We start from the raw sequence: 19,996 nt of genomic DNA on the forward strand, positions 1-19,996 counted from the left end.
GCCTCCGCCTCGCTGAAGCCCTGGCTCCACGATCGCCCCGAGCGGGCAGGACATCCGACGCATGGTCAGCGCTCGTCCCCTCGACGCCCTCCGCTTCCCTCTCCGCACGGCCGGCTTCGTCGGCCTCACCTTCGGCATGTACGGCCTGCTCGAGGTCGACACAGCGATCTCGCCCGCGGCCGATCGCGAAGTGGTCCTCCACACATGGATGCGCCGGTATGGGCGCGCGCTCCTGAAGCTCTACGGGCTCGACGCGCGCGCGGGCGGCCTCGTCCGTGATGAGCTCGCGGCGGGGCGCGCCTCAGGCGCGGCCGATCCGGTGGGCGCGGGGTACTGCCCTGGGCGCGACGCCGCTGGGCTCGGCCGGCTGTTCGTGATGAACCACCGCTCCGCGCTCGACATCATGATCACGCTCGCCTTCTTCGAGGCCACGGTCGTGAGCCGGGCCGACCTCGCCGGATGGCCGGTCATCGGCATGGCGGCGCGCCGCGTCGGAACGCTCTTCGTGGACCGTTCCAGCAAGCGCAGCGGCTCTGCGGTCGTCCAGGCGATGTCCTCCGCGCTCAAGGGCGGCCGTGGTGTGATGGTCTACCCCGAGGGGACCACGTTCTCCGGAGATGAGGTGCGGCCGTTCCGCGCGGGCGGCTTCACCGCGGCATGCCGCGTCGGCGCGGAGATCGTCCCTGTGGGGCTCGTGTACGGCGGCGCCGAGTCCTCCTACGTCGACGAGTCGTTCACGGCGCACATGGTCCGGGTGAGCCGTGCGCGACGTATCCCGGTGGCGCTCGAGGTCGGCGCGCCCATCGCCACGGTAGGCCGGGACGTCGGCGATGTGCGCGACGAATCGCACCGCGCCGTCCAGGCGCTCGTCCACCGCGCCCGCGCGCGGCTCGCCTCTGACGGTTAGGCGACGGTTAGGCGCCGCGCTCTCGCCTGCGCCGCTGGCTTCTGCGATCGGCCCTCGCTACGATGCGGGCCGCCGGCGACCCCATGGAGCGTGAAGGCAACCCTAGCGAGACCGCCATGGCATGGCAGGTCCTGAAGCCGCCCCGCGGAGGGGCGATCCATAATGAGCTGATGTTCCTGGCGGACGCGAGCGAGCAGCTCACCGGATCGCTTGACCCTCATACGATCCTCGAGCGGCTCGCGCGTCTGTCGGTGCCCTACCTGGCGGACTGGTGCACGGTCGATCTCATCGAGCGTGGCGCCGCGGACGCCATGGGCCTGGTCGGCTCCGTGCCGCCTCCGCCGCCGTCGTCGGACGGCGGTCCCACGTTCGTGGCCGGGCCGGACGGGATCGACCCGGCGCCCGTGGCGGGCATCTACGCGGCCCGGCGCCATCGCGCCGCCGCGGACTCCGACCCGGCGGGCTCCGATCGCGCGGGCCAGGCGGGCGCGACGCGGCGGCGGTTCTGCCGCGTCGCCGCGAAGCACGTGAACCCCGAGCGCGAGGGGCTCCTGCGCGCGATCTCGCCCGACGCCGAGGAGCGCCTCGGCATCGCCAAGGTGCTGCACAGCGGCGAGTCCGAGCTCTTGCACGAGCTCGATCGCGACAAGAGCGACGAGGCCGCCGAGCGCGCCGCCGCGCTGGAGCAGCTCGGCACGCGGTCGGCGATGGCGGTGCCGCTCATCGCGCGCGGCCGCAAGCTCGGCGTGCTGTCGTTCGGCGTCTCGGAGTCGAACCGCATCTACTCCGCGGACGATCTCGTGCTCGCGGCCGAGCTCGCGCACCGCGTGGCGCTGGCGCTCGACAACGCCTACCTCTACCGGAAGGCGGAGGAGGCGCGCCACGCCGCGGAGCGGAGCGCGGACCGGGCCGCGTGGCTCTTCGCGGTGACGGCCGCGCTGTCCGACGCGATCACGCCGCCCGCGGTGCTCCGCGTGCTCGCGAGCGACGTCGTCGCGGCCGCCGGGGCGATGACCGGCGTGGTGGCGCTGCGCGCCGGGCTCGGCGGCGAGCTCGAGACGGTGCGCTCGACGGGCTACCTCGAGGCGCAGATCGCGCGCTTCAAGAGCTTCGACCTCGGCGCGGAGCTGCCGCTCGCGCGCGCGGTCCGGGAGCGCCAGCCGATCTTCCTCGAGTCGGAGGAGCGCTTCGGCGAGTTCGAGCCGGGCTTCGCGTCGTGCTGCGTCGCGACGGGCGAGCGAGCGTACGCCGCGATCCCGCTCTTCCTCGAGGGGCGCGTGCTCGGCGCCGTGGGGTTCGGCTTCTCGGCGCCGCAGTCGTTCACCGAGGACGACCGGGCGTTCATGCTCGCGCTGGTCCAGCAGAGCGCGCAGGCGCTCGAGCGGGCGCGCCTCTCCGCGCTGCAGACGGAGGAGGCCATGCACCTCTCGCACGAGGTGCTGAAGCAGATGCCCGAGGCCATCCTCGTCACGGACGTCGAGGGCAACATCCGGTACTGGATGGGCGAGGCCGAGTCGATCTTCGGCTACCTGTCCGAGGAGATCGTCGGCAAGAGCATGGCGCTCCTCCACCGCGAGGACGTCCGCGAGGAGAGCACGGCCCGGATCCTCCAGCAGATCGAGGACGCGCGCACCTTCGTCGGCGAGGTCCCGTGCGTGCGGCGCGACGGCTCCGAGGTGCCGATCGAGATCACGGCGTACGCGGTCCACGACCAGGAGGGTCGCCCGCTGTTCCTCGTCGGCATCCACCGCGACATCACCGATCGCAAGCGGGCCGAGGAGGAGCGCGCCCGGCTGATCCGGGTGCAGGCGGCGCGGGCCGAGGCCGAGGAGGCGGCGCGGCGGTTCGCGTTCCTGGCCGAGCTCAGCACGGCGCTCGCCGCGTCGCTGGACTTCACGGCCACGCTCCAGTCGCTCGCGCGGCTCGTGCTGCCGGTGCTCGCCGATTTCTGCCTTGTCGACATCGACGACGGCCTCGGCCTGCGCCACGTCGCGGCCGCGCACGTGAGCCCGCTGAAGGAGCCGCTGCTCCGGTACTTCCACCCGAGCCGGGTCGACGGCGAGCCGGGCCCGGTGGCGCGCGTGCTGCGCACGGGCCGCTCGGAGCTCTACGCGGACGTCCGCGGGGACGTGCTGCTGCACGAGGCGATGACGAGCGAGGAGGCCACGGCCAACCGGACGCTCGCGCCGCTCTCGTACCTCGTGGTGGCGCTCCGGGCGCGCGGGCGCATCCTCGGCGCGATCTCGCTCGTGTCGTCGGAGTCGGGCCGGTTCTTCGAGCGCTCCGACGTCGCCTTCGCGGAGGAGGTGGCGCACCGGGCCGCGCTCGCGCTCGACAACGCGCGCCTGTACCGCGAGGTGCAGGACGCGAACCGGCTGAAGGACGAGTTCCTCGGGACGGTGTCGCACGAGCTGCGGACGCCGCTCAACGCGATCCTCGGCTGGGCGAGGATGATGCAGGCGGGCTCGCTCGATCGGGTCGCGGAGACGCGGGCGCTGTCGGCGGTCGAGCGCAACGCCGAGCACCAGGTGACGCTGATCGACGAGCTGCTCGACGCGTCGCAGGTCGTGACGGGCACGCTGAAGATCGAGCGGCTCGCGGTGGAGCTGACGTTGCCGGTGCAGACGGCGGTCGAGTCGATCCTCCCGTCGGCCGCGGGCAAGGGCGTGGCCATCGAGACGAGGCTCGATCCGGAGGGCGTGTTCGTCGAGGGCGACCCTGCGCGGCTGCAGCAGGTCGTGTGGCACCTGCTCTCGAACGCGGTGAAGTTCGCGCGCCCCGGCGGGCTCGTGCAGGTGCAGCTCTCGCAGGACGAGCGCTTCGCCGAGGTCAAGGTGATCGACGACGGCGAGGGCATCTCGGCGGACTCGCTGCCGCACGTCTTCGAGCGCTTCCGGCAGGAGGACAACAGCGGCGCGCGCCGGCACGGGGGGCTCGGGCTGGGGCTGTCGATCGTGCGGCACATCGTCGGGCTGCACGGCGGCATGGTGCGCGTGACGAGCGCCGGCCCGGGGCGCGGGACGACGTGCACGGTGCAGCTTCCGCTCTCGACGGGGGCGACCGCGACGGCGCTCACGAACGCGGGCATCGCGCCGGACCCGCGCAACCCGTTCCCGCGGCTCACCGGGGTGCGGGTGCTCATCGCGGACGACGATCCCGACACGCTGGCGATGCTCTCGGCGGTGCTGCGGCGCTGCGGGGCCGAGGTCAGCACGGCGACGTCGAGCAACGAGGCGCTGAAGCTGCTGGAGACGTCGGAGCCGGCGCTGCTCGTCGTCGACATCGGGATGCCGGGGGAGGACGGGTACTCGCTGATCCGGCGGGTGCGGGATCTGCTGCCGCGCAAGGTGGGGCGCACGCCGGCGCTGGCGCTGACGCCGTACGCGCGGACAGAGGACCGGGTGCGGGCGCTCGCGGCCGGCTACCAGATGCACGTGCCCAAGCCGATCGAGCCGATCGAGCTGGCGGCGGCGGTGAAGTGCCTGGCGACCGGGCTGATGCCCTGGTCCCGGGACGAGTGAGGGAGTGACGGGGGATCCGGGGGGCACGCGCCGGGGTGGGGGTGTGCGCGGCAGCGCGCGGGGGGCGCTGGCCATCCGCCAAGACGGGGGCGGGAGAGCTTGCGCATGAAACACCGCCCGGCATGTCTCACTTCGGGCCTTGCCTTCTGAGACGTTTCGTCGCGCGCCACACAAGGCGCGCCTGGGACGTGGAGCCGGCTGGGACCTTACACGCAGCCCACAAGCCGACGTGCCGGAGCTTCACGAATCGATGAGGCAGCACGTGCAGCAGGAAGCGACGCAGAAACTCCTCTGCGGAGAGCGTCACGGTCTTGTCTCCTCGGGGCCGGAAGCACACGCCGCGCTCATCCATCCACCGCAGCCGGTGATTGGACAGCCTGACACGGTGGGTATAGCGACCGAGGCACGCAAAGACCTGCTCGGGCCCAGCGAAGGGCGGCTTGGCAGAGACCACCCAGGCCTTTCGGTAGAGCGCGTTACTGCTGGATCGAGCGCAGCAGAGGGCGCCGGACTTCGGCGCCTTCCTCCGCGAGGTGTACCGCAGGTACCGCGGGCGCCCCACCGACTTGCTGCTCGACGAGAACCCGAGCCATATACGGCACAGGCTCCGCGCGGCACTGCCAAAATATTGCTGCAAACCTGGTTAGTTCGCGGGTGCCTGGATCAGCCCGGCGCCGATCGCGTCGAGGTCGTTGTCGACGAGCGGGGCCCTCGTGGTGCTCTTGCGCAGCTCCGCCTCCACGGTGCCGGGAACGTTCAACATGCCCGCCTCCCGAAGCTTATGGACCCACAGCGCCGCGACGCCGGCGACGTGCGGCGTTGCCATGCTCGTGCCGCTCATCGTCGCCCAGCCGCCGTCGACCGCTGCCGACACGACGTCGACACCGGGCGCGACAACGAATGCGCGTCCGTTCGAGAAATCGGCGATCTTCCACTTGTCTCCGGTCGCGTCTGTCGGGCCGACCGCGCCGACGCCGAACAACTCTGATGCCGGGAGGCCGGCGCCGAGCACGACGCCGGCGGCGCGATCACTCTCGTTTCCGGTCGCCGCCACGAAGACGACATTCTTCGCCTGGGACTCGAGGAACCCGCGCAGCTTTGACACGCCCTTGATGATGTCGTTCTGCAGCTGCATCGCCGCATAGCTGGCGAGCCGCGCATCCATGCCCCGGTCGATGAGGCGCTGGACGTTGCCTGGCAAGTCGTAGCCGAGCGACATCGAGACCACGTCGGCCTTCTGTTCGAAGACCGCCCACAGCATGCCCTTCAGCAGCATCTCGAGCGAGCCGCCGTTCGTGCCGAGGACTTTGCCGACAGCAATCCTCGTCACGCCGGGCGCCACGCCCACACGGATTCCATCCACGGAGGCGCCGCAGATCGTGCCGGCGCAGTGCGTGCCGTGGCCGTCACGATCGGACACGTCCTCGGGGGACGAACCCTCGCCAGTGAAGTCGCGCGAGGTGATGTCCTTGCCCGCGAACGCGGGGTGCGTCCTGTCGATGCCGGTGTCGAGCACCGCGACGCGGACGCCTTGCCCCGTGAAGTTCGTCGCGTGGGCGCCGACGGCGATAAGCCCCTGCGGCATCTTCAGCGTGCCACTTGTCTTCAGCGCGCCGTCGAGCGCGGTTGCCTGAAGGGAGGCTTGCGCCTTCGGCCGGACGAGGGAAAACACCGCGTCGGCGTCGAGCACAGCGGCGTTCTTCGGATCGGCGCGAAGTGATCCGGCGTCGTGCTCCCGTCCGCTCTCAATGGCAATGGAGAGTTGCGTCGCACCGCCGCGGCTGCGATGCCAGGCGGCAGGGTTCGAAAGATCGACCGACTTCTCGATGTTGGCGTTGGCGCGGAGGATCAGGTAGCGGGTGGGCATAATTCCTCTGGGGCATGATATTGACAATGACGGGCATCTCCACGCCTTGGGCGTGAGGGCACCCGAATGCGACAACCCGAGCTAGCTAGGCTAGGGACTCGGAGGAGAGATAGGACGGCGAAACGCTCACGTGTCTCCGCGAGCGGGATCACGTCGGCATCCGCGCGGTGCGGCTCCCCTCGCACCGCGGGGGAAGAGCCATTTGCGGCACGCGCGTCTGTCCCCCCTCGGTGCGTGAGCGCATGGGGACGCCGACGCGCACGATAGACCATGGGAGATTCATCATTTGTGGCCACGAAAATGCTTTTAAGCTGTCTACATCAAGACCGGCGCTCAACGCTCGCGCTCGCACGCGCTCACCCTGTCGGCGATGAAATCGAAATTCTGGTCCACACGGGCATCCACGCCCGTCGTCCTGCAGCTCCGGTCGCCGAGCGAGGTGACGCCGACGAGCAGGGCGCCGGCGAACGCAGGGCCGCCAGAATCGATGTTGCAGGTGTTGTGCTCCACGTCCCCGTAGGAGAACCAAGCCTCCTTTATCTCGCCGACCTTCATATCCGCTCTGCGGCGGACTCCGTGGGATCCGGGGTCCGACGGATCGACCAGGCCATAACCCACGAACGCCAGGCTGCTCCGCCTGTACGTCGACTCCGGGAGGACGCTGCTTGGGATGGCCATCGGGGCCACGCCCGGATGCTCGGACAGGCAAAGGATGCCCACGTCGTTCGTGGCGTCCTCCACACGGAGCGGCCGGTCCGACGGGAATCGCTTGTTCGCCCACACGTCGCGCACGAGCTTTGGGCGGGTGTCGCTCGTGATCTTGCAGTCGAGCGAGAACGTGAACTGCTTCGCGTCTTCGGTGTCGAGGCAGTGCGCGGCGGTGAGCACCGCATGCCGGCTGATCAACGTACCGGAGCAGTGCACCTGGCGATTCCGCAGGATGGCTCCGACAGCGGTCCACTCGCACTGCCGCTCACCACCCACGATCTTCGTGCTGATGTCGATGCCTCGTCTCCCTTGCGTCCCTTGCGAGCGCCGGACCATCGCCGCCCTGGCCTCGATCAGGGCGAACGATCTTTCCTTGATCTCGGAGAGCGGGACGAACTCTGACGCATCGGCGCCCAGCGGATCGCGCTCGAGGTCGATATCGTCGCCCTCTGGCGCCTGCGCGCGGAATGCCAGCGTTCGTCCCGATCTCTCGGTGTCCTGCAGGCGACCCTCCGCGGGAGCGCCCAGCTGCGCGGGCGCCTCGGGCGAGGCTCCGCGCGTCCCGCCTGCGGCGCCGCAACCGGCGAGACAGATGACCTGGAGCAATGTCGTCGCGCGATAGTGCACACTATCCTCCATCAATTGAAGTCGAAGAAGGGCACGTAGTACCCGATGTTGAGGCCGACGCGGAGCGCGCCGCCCGCCCTGTCCCCGAGGAGCGTCTTCGAGGTCTGAGCGAAGAGCGTCGGCGCATAGCGGACGTCGAGCGCGAAGACCGCCGGCGTTTGATGACCGAGCGTGAGCCCAGCTTGGAACCCGGCGACCAGCATGGTGTCCCAGCGCGGCGTGTTGATCCCCTCGCTCGTGGAGTACGAGGCGAACTGGCCAATGTCGATAGGATAGGCCATCAGGTGCCACCCGAAGCTCTCGAACCAGCCCCCGTCTACAGCGACGCCGAGCGGGAGCGCGAACTGCGGTGTCATGTATTGGGTGCTGCCGAGGTGGCCCTTCGCATCGCGCACCGCCTCGACGCCGGTCGCTAGGAAAGAGGCGTTGACGCCGACGGATACGATGGTGTCCTTGTCGCGCCCGCGCCTGTCCGTCATCTGGTCGACGAGATCCTCGATGAGCTTCTTGCGCACGTCGTGCAGCTGCTTGTCGGGGGCGCCGCCGCCGCTGTAGGTGGCGGCGAACGCGCCGATCGTCGCGACGACGCGGATCATCACCTTGAACTGGTCCACTTCGTCGCCGCTCTCGGCGCGCACGTGCGACACGAGAGCCGCGCCTTTCGAGAGCGCCGTCGGGAGATCCTCGTCCGCGATCGCGAGCAAGAGGCGCTGCACGTCCTCGACGATCGCGCGCGCCCGTTCGTGCTGCTCGCGGGGCTTGTCGTGGAACTCCTTGTCCACGACGGCTTGGGCGAGCCAGCCGACGACCTCCAGCGTCAGGCGCCAGCGGTCGCGCGGGCTGACGCCGGCGCTCGCGGGGCTCACCGCGTCCACGACAATCTGGGCCAGGGCTGCGGCCCGCGCGCGCAAACGGGCGAGCTCACTCGGGCGGGGCTTGAGGCTCTCGATCTGCTCGTTATACTCTTTGCTTAAGAGGGTCTCGATATCCACGGACAGATCGCAGACGTCGGCGGTCTGCGCCAGGCAGCGCCGCGCCGCCTGAACCGCGATCTTGAATGTGAGCTCGTCCAGGTCGCCGAACGACCAGGTCATCTCGATCGCTTGGTCGATGACCAGCTTGGGGTTGGGGAGCGTCGCCTGGATGTGGCCGCCATGAAAGTGGATCTCGAGCGACGTCGTGATCATCTCGACGAGCACCGCCAGCGTCGTGAGCGCGTCGGACCGGTTCCCCGCATCGATGAGGACCTTGAACGGTGCCTCCGCGGCAAAGGTGAGCAGATCCGAGACCAGCGCCGCCTGGAGCGCCTGGCTCTGTGTCGCGATATCGTTGAGCCGGACGGTGTCGAGCAGCGCGCAGGACTTCCGCAAGAGGATCTTCTTGGGCCGCGGGGCCTTGAGATCGATGAGCATGCCCTGCTCGTCGATGCGGCAAATCGTGTCGTCGATGCGTTTGCGGATGATCTCGAAGCCCTTCGCCCGGGCTCGATCCACCGCGATCTCCGCCAGGATCTGCAGCAGCTCGGCGGCCATCTGCGCGGCCTGCTCGTCGATGCCGCCAGGCAGGGCGCTTCGCAGCGTCACGGTGTTTCGCTTGCTCTCCAGCAGCTTCGTGCGCTGCGGGCATACCCGGAGCGGTCCCGACAGCCCCACGCGGACGGGATCGCAGTTCTCCTCGTTCTTGGGCGGAGGGGGAGGCGGAGGCGTCCGCTGCGCGAACATGTAGACCGTCGGCTTGACCTTCTGGCCGTCACAGGTTGCCGCCAGCGTCAACTCCACCGCTCCGTCGAGCGCGTCGACGCTGATGTGCGCGGGTTGGATCGCCGCCTCGGACGAGGCGGTCTTCAGCGTTGCTTTCACGTTCTTGCACGCGGCCGGCACCTTGATCTGGAGCTCGACGGATTGCGACAACGGCAACCCGGGCGCAGGCGCCAGCGCCCAGGTGTTCGACGTCGAGTCTCTCTTGAACTCGATGGTCGTCGCGTCGGCCGCCTGCGCCGCCGCGACGCCACCGGCAAGATGACCAGCGCTGGTCAGCGCAACGAACGCCGCGAGTGGGATTCGATACCTGGGTAGAGCGATCATCGTCAAGGCAACCTCCTTCGAGGAGCACGATCTCTCAAGCGAGCACGAGGCTGTTCCGTCCGCTGCGAGCCGGGATGTGCTGATTCAACCGCCCGGCGAAGGCACCCCCTCCGGCGACGCCTTCTTCGGTCCAAGCAGGACCGTAGCCGCGAAGGTGTATGCAGCGAGCAGCAGCCCTCCCATGACGGGCGTGAACGCGGGGACGACCTGACGAATCACGCCCCCAGTCGCGAACACCCACACGACGAACGAGAACATGGACAGCGTGAGCTGCAATGGGCTTCTGATCTGCTCGAACCGCCACAGGTAAAGCGGCGTTCCCACCAGGAAAAGCGAGAAGAGGAGAAAGAAAACTGGCACGAGCGGCACCTGATTCGCTCCGGCCTGGAGGAGGCCGTCGATCACGAGGAACGTGCCGATGACCTCGCTCGGGATCAGCTTGACGAGCCGCTGCGTGAAGGTGTCCGTCGGAGGAGGCTCGCCGCCCGCCCGCTTGGCTGCCGAGCGAGCTCGCATGACTTCGTCGCGTACAATCTCACGTCCCATAAGACCCTCGTATCGCAGAGTGGCTTGTCCAGGCTCGGACGGCCGGTGCTCACAGAATGGAGTACCGGCGGCGGCGCAGGGCCATGTCACCGCCGGGGCCGGGCTCCAGCGTATGCGTGGCGCCCGGGGGCAGCTTGGCGCCCACCGGTGCAATCCTGGCATTATCCTCGAGAACACGTCTGTACAGGTCCGCGTCCGCGCGCGCATCCACCGGGGATCCGTCGACCGCGAGCGCTGCGACGTCGCCGGACCGGGCGAGCGTGATGTCGGCGGCGACGGGCGTCGGGGTATCCAGGGCGTCGCCGACCATCGCGGAGATGCGCGCGCCGCCGTCGCCCGCGTCCGCGATGGATTCGACGCGAAGGAGCCGCCGCCCGAACCGGCGCTCGAGCCGCAGATCGAGCGCGGGCCGCAGCGCCTCGGCGTCGCGGATCCCGAGGACGCGCGCGAGGATGAGCGGGCCTGCGGACCACACGTCGAAATCGCCGTCAGGACCGAATCGGAGCGCGCGCATCCCGAGAGCGCGGCACGCGCCGACGTGCTCGGCGCTCTCGGTAACGAAGAGGCACGCGTCGAGCCGAGGCGCCGCGCCGAGGCGCTCCAGGGCGAGCTCGAAGACGGCGCGATGCGGCTTGCGCACCCCGGCCTGCGTCGACAGTGTGATCCGCCGCTCGGGAGGCTGAAAGTACGAGGCCAACCCGAGATGGCTCAGCATGTCGACGTATTCGTGGAAGAGTCGCTCGATCTCGTCGGGCCCGGAGCCCGAGGCTGGCATCGTGAAATCGGAGACGAGCGCCACGGGGAGCCGTTGCCCAGCGCTCGTTCGAAGACCAGAGACCACATCGAGCGCTCTTGCGGCATCCGGGAGCACGACGCCGCCGTGCTCGAGGGTGCCCCCCAAATCCAGCAGGAGGACGCTTGGCGGGAGGATGGGTTGGATATCCATGGCGCGTGCTCCTAGACTCCAGAAGGTGGCTCGCCGCAGATCGCGAGCATCGCTATCAGAGCTGGGCGGGGTGCGGGCGGCGCGGGATGCAATCGATGCGGCGCCGATACAAGGTCACCGTGCCCTGCTCATCGACGAGCTCGTGGGTCTTGAACGACGAACGATCGAAGACCGTGATGGCAGGATCTGCGAAGCCCTTTGGATCGAGACGGCCGCGCCGCAGGAGGTCCTCGAAGAACGCCCGCGCCGCGTCCTCGGGCGAGGCGACCCCGACGTCGCCGACCGACTTCGAAGCCCCAGCGACGCTGAAGCGCCGCTGCGCGGACGGCGCCTGCACGCGGATTGTGGACACCTTGAGGCCGTAACCCGACACGTCGAGATCGTGGGGCACAGGCTGCCCGCTCAGCCCAGCGGCCACGCCGACCGGCGCGTGAGCCGTCGCGACGGTCACGGCGCCCGGGATGGAGAGCAGGCCGTGGCGGACGAGCCCGACCTTGATCGCTTCGGCATACCCTTGGTCCTTCTTCATCGCCGCGCGGAGCAGGTGTGCGCCCACCTGGCTCATGTAGCTGGGAACGATCGGCGAGCTCCGGACGGCTTCGACGAGCAGGGACGCCATGTCCCGGCTCACCTCCAGGAGGTCCTCTTCCTTCTGTCCCGGCCGGCTGGCGAACATCCCCGCGAGCCCGTCGAGGAACGCGGCCGTAAAGACGCGCGAGAACGAGTGCGGCTCCGACGTGAGCATCGTGGCAGGACCGGACGTCGGCAGCTCGTCCGCGGACTGGTAAAAGAACGAGTTGGCGGCGTTGCGGAGACAATCGCGCTCGACGGCGTTGGCGCTGAACTGTCGAATGGCCCAGCCGAGCTGCTCAGCCAGGCGCGAGAGGCGTGAAGATCGATTGAGGTGACCTTCGGTCTCCGCGAGCACCGCCGCGCGCATCGAGGGGAGCTGCAAGTTGACGAGGATCGCGCTCATGTCGCCGAACGACTCGTGGAACGCGTCAACCTCGATGGACATGGCATTCCAGAGCCCGGCCCCAATGCTGTCGAGCACCGCGTGACCGTACTCGTGGCTGATGATGTCCGGGCTCTCGCCGGAGAACACGGTCGAGCCGAGCACCGTTCCGTGAAAGAACGTGAGCGCCTGCCGATCGTAAAAGGCATTCAGATCGATCCCAGCATCGAGGATGACGTCGAGGGTGGGACCGACGCTCGGATTCCACGTCGCGTTCTGGGGGAGGATGGCTCCCCAGAAGTCGGAGCAGCGACGGAGCGCAGCGGCGGCTCCCCAGAAACGAAATCCGGGCGTGCCCTCTGGGAAACGATCCCGTGCAGGCGCAGGGTTCATGACGATCTTCGTGGGCAGCGGCTGATCCTCGATCACGGGGAAGGGGACGCTCACGAGCACGCCGCGCGTATCGGGGGCGCCGGGATCGTCTTCCCACGTCGAGCACAATTCAGCGTTCGAGTTAGGGGCCGATTGAGAGACATCGTTGGGTCCGGGCATGGCAAGCCTCACGGTCGAGGGCATTTCGTCTCGTCCTGCCGGACTTCAGTCGTCGTGGCAGGCGCCTTATCGCCATGGCAACATGGCAACCCGTGTGCCAACGCGAGCGGAGCCGATCAAGCAAGCACGCTCGTGGGACTGCGCTCCGACCGAGCTCGCGCGCCGTGAAGACCTCATCGATGGGCGCAAATCAGATTCGTCGGGCGACACGCCGAGCCATTGCGATATGTCGGCCGACGCCAGAGCGGTGGTCGCCGCGGATCTGCCGGCCGGCAGATCGCCCGGCATGCCGCCGACAGATCGGGCGATCTGCCGGCCGACAGATCGCCCGGCATGCCGGCCGACAGATCGGCACCCGCGGGCGGAGAAGGAGCGCCGAACTGTTGGCGCGACACCGGCGTTTTCGCTGCTTGTGAAGCCCCGATGGCCGGAATGTTCTCGCTCGCGCGCGCTCCGACGGGGGCGACGGGCGCGTGGGTCGCGGCGAACGGCGGCGCCCAGGTGCATTGGACGCGGGGCAGGGGCGACGGTTTCGTCACAACCCTCGCGCGCGAGAGAAGAGTGGTATGCCTGGATTTCAGTTGGGCGAATTTGTTTTGGTCATGACACACGTTGGTGGGACGCGGTAGCATGGCGCCCCGTGGCAACGGCTGAATTAGGAGACGCCCCCCTCCCCACCGCCATTGGACCGTATCGGATCCGCGGGATCCTGGGGCGCGGTGGGATGGGGGTGGTCTACCACGGCGAGCACGAGCAGACGGGCACGGCAGCCGCGGTCAAGACGGTCTTCGTGCCCGTCGAGACGTCGCTGGGCAGCATCCGGCGGGAGATCCACGCGCTGACCCGCGTCCGGCACCCGGGCATCGTGAGGATCCTGGGCCAGGGCGTCGCGGGCGGGCTGCCGTGGTACGCGATGGAGCTGCTCCAAGGTCGAACGCTTCAGGACCACATCGTCGAGCTCTGGGAGGGCGTGGGGAGCCAGCGCGCGCCGACGGTGGATTCGGAGCGGACCATTCCGCGAAGCGCGGGGACGCTCTCGGACGAAGGGAAGGCGACGTGGAAGCGAAGGGGGACGCCGCCGCTGCTGACGATGCTCTCCTTGATGCGGAAGCTCTGCCGGCCGCTGTCGTTCCTTCACGGCAGCGGGCTCGTGCACCGTGATCTGAAGCCCGCGAACGTGTTCGTCCGCGCAGACAGCACGCCGGTGCTGGTGGACTTCGGCATCTCCACACACTTCGGGGGCGCGCGCGGGCGCGAGACGCTGGAGCAAGCCGAGTTCGCCGGCACCCCCCGGTACATGGCGCCCGAGCAGATCCTCGGCGAGCCCGTAGACGCGCGGGCAGATCTCTATGCGCTCGGGTGCATCCTCTACCAATGCATCACCGGCGGCCCGCCCTTCCAGGGCGCTCAGCCGGCCCTCTTGTTCCAGCAGCACCTCTATCAACCGCCCCGGCCGCCCTCGCTCCTCGTCGACGGCATCCCCGCGCAGCTCGAGGAGCTCTTGCTGCGGCTCCTCGAGAAGAAGCCGCAGGATCGGTTGGGGCACGCCGACGACCTCGCCGCGATGCTCGGTGAGCTCGGGGCCGAGGACTGGACCGCACCGGACCTGCCCACGGCCGAGCTCTACATCTATCGGCCCACGTTCTCCGGGCGCAACGAGGCCCTGCGGCGCATCGAGGGGGTGCTCGCGAGCGCCTTCAAGGGCGACGGATCCTGCCTATTCCTCGGCGGCGAGAGCGGAATCGGCAAGACCCGCCTCGCCATGGAGGCCGCCGCGCTCGCGAGCAAGCGGGGGTTTGGGGCGATCATGAGCGAGTGCGTCGCCGAGTCCGGTGGCGATGGCGCGCTCGGCGGCGCGCCGCTCCACCCCTTCCGCCCTTCGATGCTCGCCATCGCGGACCGCTGCCGCGAGCTCGGCGACGTGGAGTGCGCGTCGTTGCTCGGGGACGGCGCGAAGGTGCTCGCGCTCTACGAGCCTTCCATCCTGGACATCCCCTGGGTGGCGCGGCTACCGGATCCGCCGCCGCTCCCGCCGGAGCAGGCGCGCCAGCGCGTGTTCGACACGCTGGCGCGCGCGATCTATGCGCTCGCCGAGCGCCGGTGCCTGCTCATCGTCGTCGACGACCTCCAATGGGCCGACGAGCTGTCGCTCGCGTTCCTGGAGCACCTCGCCAGCAAGGGTTTGGCCGATCGAAAGCTGCTGATCCTGGGGACGTACCGGCTGGAGGAGATCTCGGCCGACCTGGCGCCGATCGTGCGCGCGCCCTGGGCGCAGCACCTCGATCTCGGCCGCTTGAGCGACGCGAGCGTAGGAGAGATGGTCTCGGGCATGCTCGCGCTGGCCGATCCGCCGCGCGATCTGGTGGAGCTCGTCGCCGGCAGCGCCGAAGGGAACCCGTTCTTCGTGGCCGAGTACCTGCGGGCGGCGATCGGCGAGCGCCTGGTGACGCGCGACCGGACAGGGCGGTGGCGGGTGCACGAGCGTGCCGAGGGGGATCACGGGCCGCCCGCGTCGCTGCCGCTGCCCACGGTGCTCGCGGACCTCATCGATCGCAGGCTGTCGGCGCTCGGGGGGCCGGCGCGGAGGCTGGCGGAGTGGGCGTCGGTGCTGGGGCGGGAGTTCGACGGCGAGCTGCTCGCGGCGGCGTCGGGGCTGGAGGACACGGCGCTGCTCGATGCGCTGGAGACGCTGCGGGTGCGGCAGGTGATCGAGGAGCTCTCGCCCGGGCGGCTGCGCTTCGTGCACGACAAGATCCGGGAGATCGGGTACGAGCGCATCCTGGAGGAGCAGCGCCGCGCGCTGCACGGCCGAGCCGCGGCCGCGATCGAGGCGCGGTCGCCCGGCGCGCCGGAGCTCCACGCGCAGCTCGCGCACCACTTCGCGAGGGCCGAGGTGCACGACAGGGCGAGCGTCCACTTCGCGTGCGCCGGCGATCGGGCCCGCGAGGTGCATGCGAACGGCGAGGCGATCGCGTCCTACCGGAGCGCCCTCACGGAGGCGCAGGCGGCGCGCGCCTTGGGGGCCGCAGGCGCGGGGGTGCCGCTCGATCCCGAAGAGCGCGTGCATGAGGGCCTCGGCGACGTGCTCGCGATCACGGGCCGCCAGGAGGAGGCGCGGGCGGGGTACACCCAGGCGCTCGCGCGGATGCCAGAGGGAGACGGCCTCGCGCGCGCGCGGCTGCACCGCAAGATCGGCAAGACCTGGGAGACGCACCACCGCCACGAGGAGGCGCTGCGGTGCTACGCGCTCGCCGAGGCGGTGCTCGGGGCGCCGCCGCCGGAGGGCGGCGGCGAGGCTGCGGACGCGTGGTGGCACGCGTGGGTGCACGTGCAGATGGATCGGACGTGGGTCCACTACTGGCTGGCGCAGGTCGACGCGCTCGCCGCGCTGGTCGAGCAGGTGCGCCCGCACGTGGAGCGGCGCGGCACGCCGCGGCAGCGCATGCAGTTCTTCCAGGCGGTCATGCACATGGATCTGCGGCGCGATCGCTACGTCGCCGCAGACGAGACCGCGCGCTACGCGCGCGCGTCCATGGCGGCCAGCCAGGAGACGGGCGATCCGAACGAGATCGCCGGGGCGCGCTTCGCGCTCGGCTTCACGCTGCTCTTCCACGGCGATCTCTCGGAGGCGGAGGCGGAGCTCGACGCGGCGCTGCGCGACGCCGAGCGGTTGGGCGACGTGACCTTGCAATCGCGATGCCTCGCCTACCTGATGATGACGCACCGAAGGCGCCGCGCGATCGCCCGGACCCGCGCGCTGGCCGTGCAGACCCTGTCGGTCGCGACCGAGGGCAAGATGATCGATTATGTCGGCGCGGCGCGCGCGAACTTCGGCTGGGTGGTGTTCTGCGAGGGCGATCGGGCGAGCGCAGAGTCGCGCCTGCAGACGGCGCTCGAGACGTGGCGATCCCTCGCCTACGACTACCCGTTCCAGTGGATGGCGCTCCTGCCCCTCATCGCGATCGCGACCGCCGACGGCAGGATCGACGATGCCGTGGCCCACGCACGCGCGGCGCTCGATCCGAAGCAACAGCGCCTCCCCGACGCGGTCGCGCTTCCCCTCCAGGAGGCGGTCGCTGCGGCCCGGGAGGACGATGCGCGGGCGCACCTCGAACGATCGTGCTCGGTCGCTCGCGGGCTCGCTTATTGCTAAGCGCCGGCACGGTACGCCGAATGCATAGGGAAGCGCGAGGAGAGAACCCATGGCGAACGACGATCGAAATGCCCCCTGCTACCTGCACGCCGTCATTCAGATCAAACCAGGGCGTCTGGAGGAGTTCCGCCGTCTCACGGGAGAGATACGGACGCTGCTTGGCGAGAAGTTCGGCGTGAGGCTCGCAGCCAGCTTTCAAGCGGCTTCGAGCCCGGACAAGATCGTCAATGTGTGGGCTGTACCCAGCCGCGAGACGCTCGAGCAGCTCAACAGGGCAGCTCCCGACGAACCCCTGATCCAAGCCTATGAGGCTTGCATCGAGCGCGAGGAGGTCGACGCGTTCGTCGCTTTCCGTCACGACGCGCCCGGCGCCGTGGAACCTCCCGCGCCTCCGGCGGCGGCCGCGCCGAACACGGCCAACACGCGATCCACGCCGATCGAGCTCACGCTCGAAATCGCGCGCGCGATCATGGGGACTGACAGGCGCAGTATCTCGTCGGATAGCGATCAAACCATCCTGATCGCAGGCGACGACGGCCAGATTCACCAGATCCTCAGGGAGGAGTGGTCGGCCACGCAGACGCTTGCAGGAGACGCGAAGGATTGGGTTGAGCAGAACATGCTTCGCAACGGGGTCACGCTGGCGAACCTGCCGGTCGATGTGCTCGATCCGTTCTTCGCTTGCTACTTGCTCAACCTGGCGATGATCAAGGAGCCGCCGGCGCAGGTAGAGCGCAGCGCCAGGCGCAAGCCATGAGCGAGCCCGTGGCGCAGCAGCCCGCGGCAGCGGGCCAAGCTGCCTTGGCATTCAAGCAGTTCCGGGACGGGACGCATCGCCTCGTGCCGCCCGCCGAGACGGTCGAGCGGCTGCGTCCCCTGCTGCCCGTGCTCGGGATCACGCGCGTCGCCAACGTGACGGGGCTGGACATCCTCGGAATCCCCGTCGTCATGGTCTGCCGACCAAACGCGCGCTCGCTCTCGGTTTCCCAGGGCAAAGGCGTCGATCTCGCCGCAGCCAAGGCCTCCGGGATCATGGAGGCCACGGAGCTCTACCACGCCGAGCGCATCACCTCCCCGCTGAAGCTCGGCTCCCTCGAGGAGCTGCGCTTCACGCATCGGTTGGCGGACGTCAGGCTCCTACCGCAGCGCGCCTTCAGCACGTTCCACCCGAGCGCCCCGCTGCTCTGGATCGAGGCGCTCGACTGGATGCGCAGCGAGTCGCTCTGGGTCCCCTTCGAGCTCGTGCACACGAACTACACGCTGCCGCTCCCCACGGGCAGCGGCGCGTTTCTGACGAGCTCTACCGGCCTCGCCTCGGGCAATCATCCGCTCGAGGCCGTCAGCCACGGCATCTGCGAGGCGGTGGAGCGCGACGCGGGGACGCTCTGGAGCCTGCTGGACGCGGGCTCGCGCCGCGCCACGCGGCTCGACCTCGCCACGGTGGACGACGCGGGCTGCAGAACGCTGCTGGACCGCTGCGAGCGCGCGGGGCTCGACGTGGCGGCGTGGGACATCCGCTCGGACATCGACATCGCGGCGTTCCGCTGCATGATCGCGGAGCGCTCGCCGGGCGGCCTGAGCTCGCTCTACCCAGCGGCGGGGGTGGGCTGTCACCCCGCGCGCGAGGTGGCGCTGTCGCGCGCGCTGACCGAGGCCGTCCAGAGCCGCATGACGATGATCAGCGGGTCGCGCGACGATATGAGTCGCGCCGACTACGAGCGGCGGCTAGACCCCGATCTGCACCGCCGGGTCCTGCAAGATATGCGTGATGGAGCGCCGGGCCGGCGTTTTCGCGAGGTGCCCACGCGCGAGAGCACGACCTTCGAGGAGGACATCCGCTGGGAGCTCGAGCAGCTGCGCACCGCCGGCATCGAGCAGGTCGCCGTGGTCGATCTCACGAAGGCGGAGATCGGAATTCCGGTGGTGCGTGTCGTCATCCCGGGGCTGGAGACGATCGGCGGGCTGCCAGGCTACGTCCCCGGAGCGCGCGCGCGCGCACGCTGGACCGCACGGGAGGGCAAACGATGAAGATCTACGTGTTCACGGGGCCGACGCTCGCTCCCAGCGAGGCCCGCGCGTACCTCGATGCGACGTACCTGCCGCCCGCTGCGCAGGGCGACGTCTATTCTGCGACGCTCGATCGGCCGGTCGCGATTGGGATCATCGACGGGTACTTCGAGCGGGTGCCGGCCGTCTGGCACAAGGAGGTCCTCTGGGCCATGTCGCAGGGGATCCACGTGCTCGGAAGCGCGAGCATGGGCGCCCTGCGGGCCGCGGAGCTGACCGCGTTCGGGATGGAGGGGGTCGGCGCGATTTACGAGGCCTTCGCGCGGGGCGAGCTCGAGGACGACGACGAGGTCGCGGTGGCGCACCGTCCTTCGGACGACGGATACAAGGCATGCTCCGAGGCGATGGTGAACGTTCGAAGCACGCTCCGCGCGGCCGCGGCAGCTGGAGCCGTCGACGAGGCGACGCGCGACGCGCTGGAGCGCATCGCGAAGCGGCTGTTCTACGCCGAGCGAACGTGGCCGCTGCTGCTCGAAGCAGGCCGCGCGGAAGGGTTGTCGCGAGAGACGCTCGAAGCGCTGCGCGCGTTCCTGCCGCGCGGGCGCGTCGACCAGAAGCGCCTCGATGCGATCGCGATGCTGGAGCAGATGAGCGCCCGGTTCGCGGGCGCGGTGAAGCCGAAGGCGGTGCGCTACCGCTTTCAGCATACGAACGCCTGGGAGCACGCGCGTCGTACCGCCGAGCGCCGCTCGGCGGACGCGGCCGCGACCGACTCCGCCGGCGCTCCCGTGCCCGACGAGGCGCTCGTCGAGGAGCTGCGCCTCGCTGGGACCGGTACATATCAATCCTTCGCAGCCCGCGCGTCCGACAAGCAGAGGCTGCTCGCGGCGCACGGCGCATCGAGCGCTGGTCTCGCCGAGGCGGCCCTGCCGGAGCAGGAGCTGCTGCGCTGGTACTTCGAGGAGCAGCTCGGGCAGCCCGTGCCCGACGACTTGGCGGCGTATGCGCGTCGGGTCGGCTTCGACGACGTGAACGCCCTGCGGCGCGCCCTCGCGCTAGAGCTCTTGTACGTGCAGCGGACAGGGCGCGGTCCGCGGGCCGATCGAGGCGCCTGAGCGGTTCC

The 19,996-nt window shown here is 69.7% G+C and carries 12 protein-coding genes and 1 pseudogene; 6 read left to right on the top strand and 7 right to left on the bottom strand.

Translation table 11 applies throughout. The features are described 5' to 3' along the window. Window positions 1-61 precede the first annotated feature (61 nt). Window positions 62-907 (top strand): lysophospholipid acyltransferase family protein, encoded by an 846-nt coding sequence (locus WMF22_RS02870; RefSeq protein ID WP_437297609.1) that lies wholly within the window; start codon window positions 62-64, stop codon window positions 905-907. Between the two features lie 116 nt (window positions 908-1,023). Continuing rightward, a complete protein-coding gene (locus WMF22_RS02875; RefSeq protein WP_438034753.1) occupies window positions 1,024-4,428 on the top strand; it encodes a GAF domain-containing protein in 3,405 nt (1,134 codons plus the stop codon). 214 nt (window positions 4,429-4,642) lie between these two features. Here WMF22_RS02875 and WMF22_RS02880 read toward each other — a convergent pair. The 7 genes and pseudogenes from WMF22_RS02880 to WMF22_RS02910 form a co-directional block, all read right to left on the bottom strand. Further along, a pseudogene (locus tag WMF22_RS02880) lies at window positions 4,643-4,894 on the bottom strand (transposase); the annotation flags it as partial. A gap of 177 nt (window positions 4,895-5,071) precedes the next feature. After that, window positions 5,072-6,295 carry a S8 family peptidase gene (locus tag WMF22_RS02885; RefSeq protein ID WP_438034754.1) on the bottom strand — a complete coding sequence of 408 codons (1,224 nt, stop codon included), beginning with the start codon at window positions 6,293-6,295 and terminating at the stop codon, window positions 5,072-5,074. Window positions 6,296-6,628: 333 nt separating this feature from the next. Then, entirely contained in the window at window positions 6,629-7,630 is a 1,002-nt protein-coding gene (locus WMF22_RS02890; RefSeq protein WP_438034755.1) for a S1 family peptidase, read from the bottom strand. 11 nt (window positions 7,631-7,641) lie between these two features. Then, window positions 7,642-9,720 carry a hypothetical protein gene (locus WMF22_RS02895; protein WP_438034756.1) on the bottom strand — a complete coding sequence of 693 codons (2,079 nt, stop codon included), beginning with the start codon at window positions 9,718-9,720 and terminating at the stop codon, window positions 7,642-7,644. A gap of 78 nt (window positions 9,721-9,798) precedes the next feature. Next, a complete protein-coding gene (locus WMF22_RS02900) occupies window positions 9,799-10,230 on the bottom strand; it encodes a hypothetical protein (RefSeq protein WP_438034757.1) in 432 nt (143 codons plus the stop codon). Window positions 10,231-10,309: 79 nt separating this feature from the next. After that, a complete protein-coding gene (locus WMF22_RS02905; protein ID WP_438034758.1) occupies window positions 10,310-11,206 on the bottom strand; it encodes an HAD family hydrolase in 897 nt (298 codons plus the stop codon). A 55-nt stretch (window positions 11,207-11,261) separates the two neighbouring features. Further along, entirely contained in the window at window positions 11,262-12,608 is a 1,347-nt protein-coding gene (locus tag WMF22_RS02910) for a hypothetical protein (RefSeq protein WP_438034759.1), read from the bottom strand. 745 nt (window positions 12,609-13,353) lie between these two features. On the opposite strand from WMF22_RS02910, the gene WMF22_RS02915 reads away from it, so the two are divergent. Genes WMF22_RS02915 through WMF22_RS02930 form a run of 4 tightly spaced genes read left to right on the top strand, consistent with a single transcriptional unit; the run spans window position 13,354 to window position 19,988 of the window. Next, window positions 13,354-16,866 (top strand): serine/threonine-protein kinase, encoded by a 3,513-nt coding sequence (locus tag WMF22_RS02915; RefSeq protein WP_438034760.1) that lies wholly within the window; start codon window positions 13,354-13,356, stop codon window positions 16,864-16,866. Window positions 16,867-16,915: 49 nt separating this feature from the next. After that, window positions 16,916-17,623: a hypothetical protein gene (locus WMF22_RS02920; protein WP_438034761.1), complete on the top strand. Its 708-nt coding sequence runs from the start codon at window positions 16,916-16,918 to the stop codon at window positions 17,621-17,623. Further along, window positions 17,620-18,894, top strand: coding sequence for a YcaO-like family protein (locus tag WMF22_RS02925; RefSeq protein WP_438034762.1), 1,275 nt, complete (start codon window positions 17,620-17,622; stop codon window positions 18,892-18,894). The genes WMF22_RS02920 and WMF22_RS02925 overlap by 4 nt, the downstream gene beginning before the upstream one ends. Then, window positions 18,891-19,988, top strand: coding sequence for a TfuA-like protein (locus tag WMF22_RS02930; protein WP_438034763.1), 1,098 nt, complete (start codon window positions 18,891-18,893; stop codon window positions 19,986-19,988). Before WMF22_RS02925 ends, WMF22_RS02930 begins: the two co-directional genes overlap by 4 nt. Window positions 19,989-19,996 lie beyond the last annotated feature (8 nt).

The organism is Sorangium sp. So ce204 (assembly GCF_051526795.1).
Classification (GTDB): domain Bacteria; phylum Myxococcota_A; class Polyangia; order Polyangiales; family Polyangiaceae; genus Sorangium; species Sorangium cellulosum_B.

What these genes read in the sequence shown, in the direction of transcription:
- WMF22_RS02870 (WP_437297609.1), top strand. Translation starts at nt 62, where the DNA reads ATGGTCAGCGCTCGTCCCCTCGACGCCCTCCGCTTCCCTCTCCGCACG.
- WMF22_RS02875 (WP_438034753.1), top strand. Translation starts at nt 1,024, where the DNA reads ATGGCATGGCAGGTCCTGAAGCCGCCCCGCGGAGGGGCGATCCATAAT.
- WMF22_RS02885 (WP_438034754.1), bottom strand. Translation starts at nt 6,295, where the DNA reads ATGCCCACCCGCTACCTGATCCTCCGCGCCAACGCCAACATCGAGAAG.
- WMF22_RS02900 (WP_438034757.1), bottom strand. Translation starts at nt 10,230, where the DNA reads ATGCGAGCTCGCTCGGCAGCCAAGCGGGCGGGCGGCGAGCCTCCTCCG.
- WMF22_RS02905 (WP_438034758.1), bottom strand. Translation starts at nt 11,206, where the DNA reads ATGGATATCCAACCCATCCTCCCGCCAAGCGTCCTCCTGCTGGATTTG.
- WMF22_RS02920 (WP_438034761.1), top strand. Translation starts at nt 16,916, where the DNA reads ATGGCGAACGACGATCGAAATGCCCCCTGCTACCTGCACGCCGTCATT.
- WMF22_RS02925 (WP_438034762.1), top strand. Translation starts at nt 17,620, where the DNA reads ATGAGCGAGCCCGTGGCGCAGCAGCCCGCGGCAGCGGGCCAAGCTGCC.
- WMF22_RS02930 (WP_438034763.1), top strand. Translation starts at nt 18,891, where the DNA reads ATGAAGATCTACGTGTTCACGGGGCCGACGCTCGCTCCCAGCGAGGCC.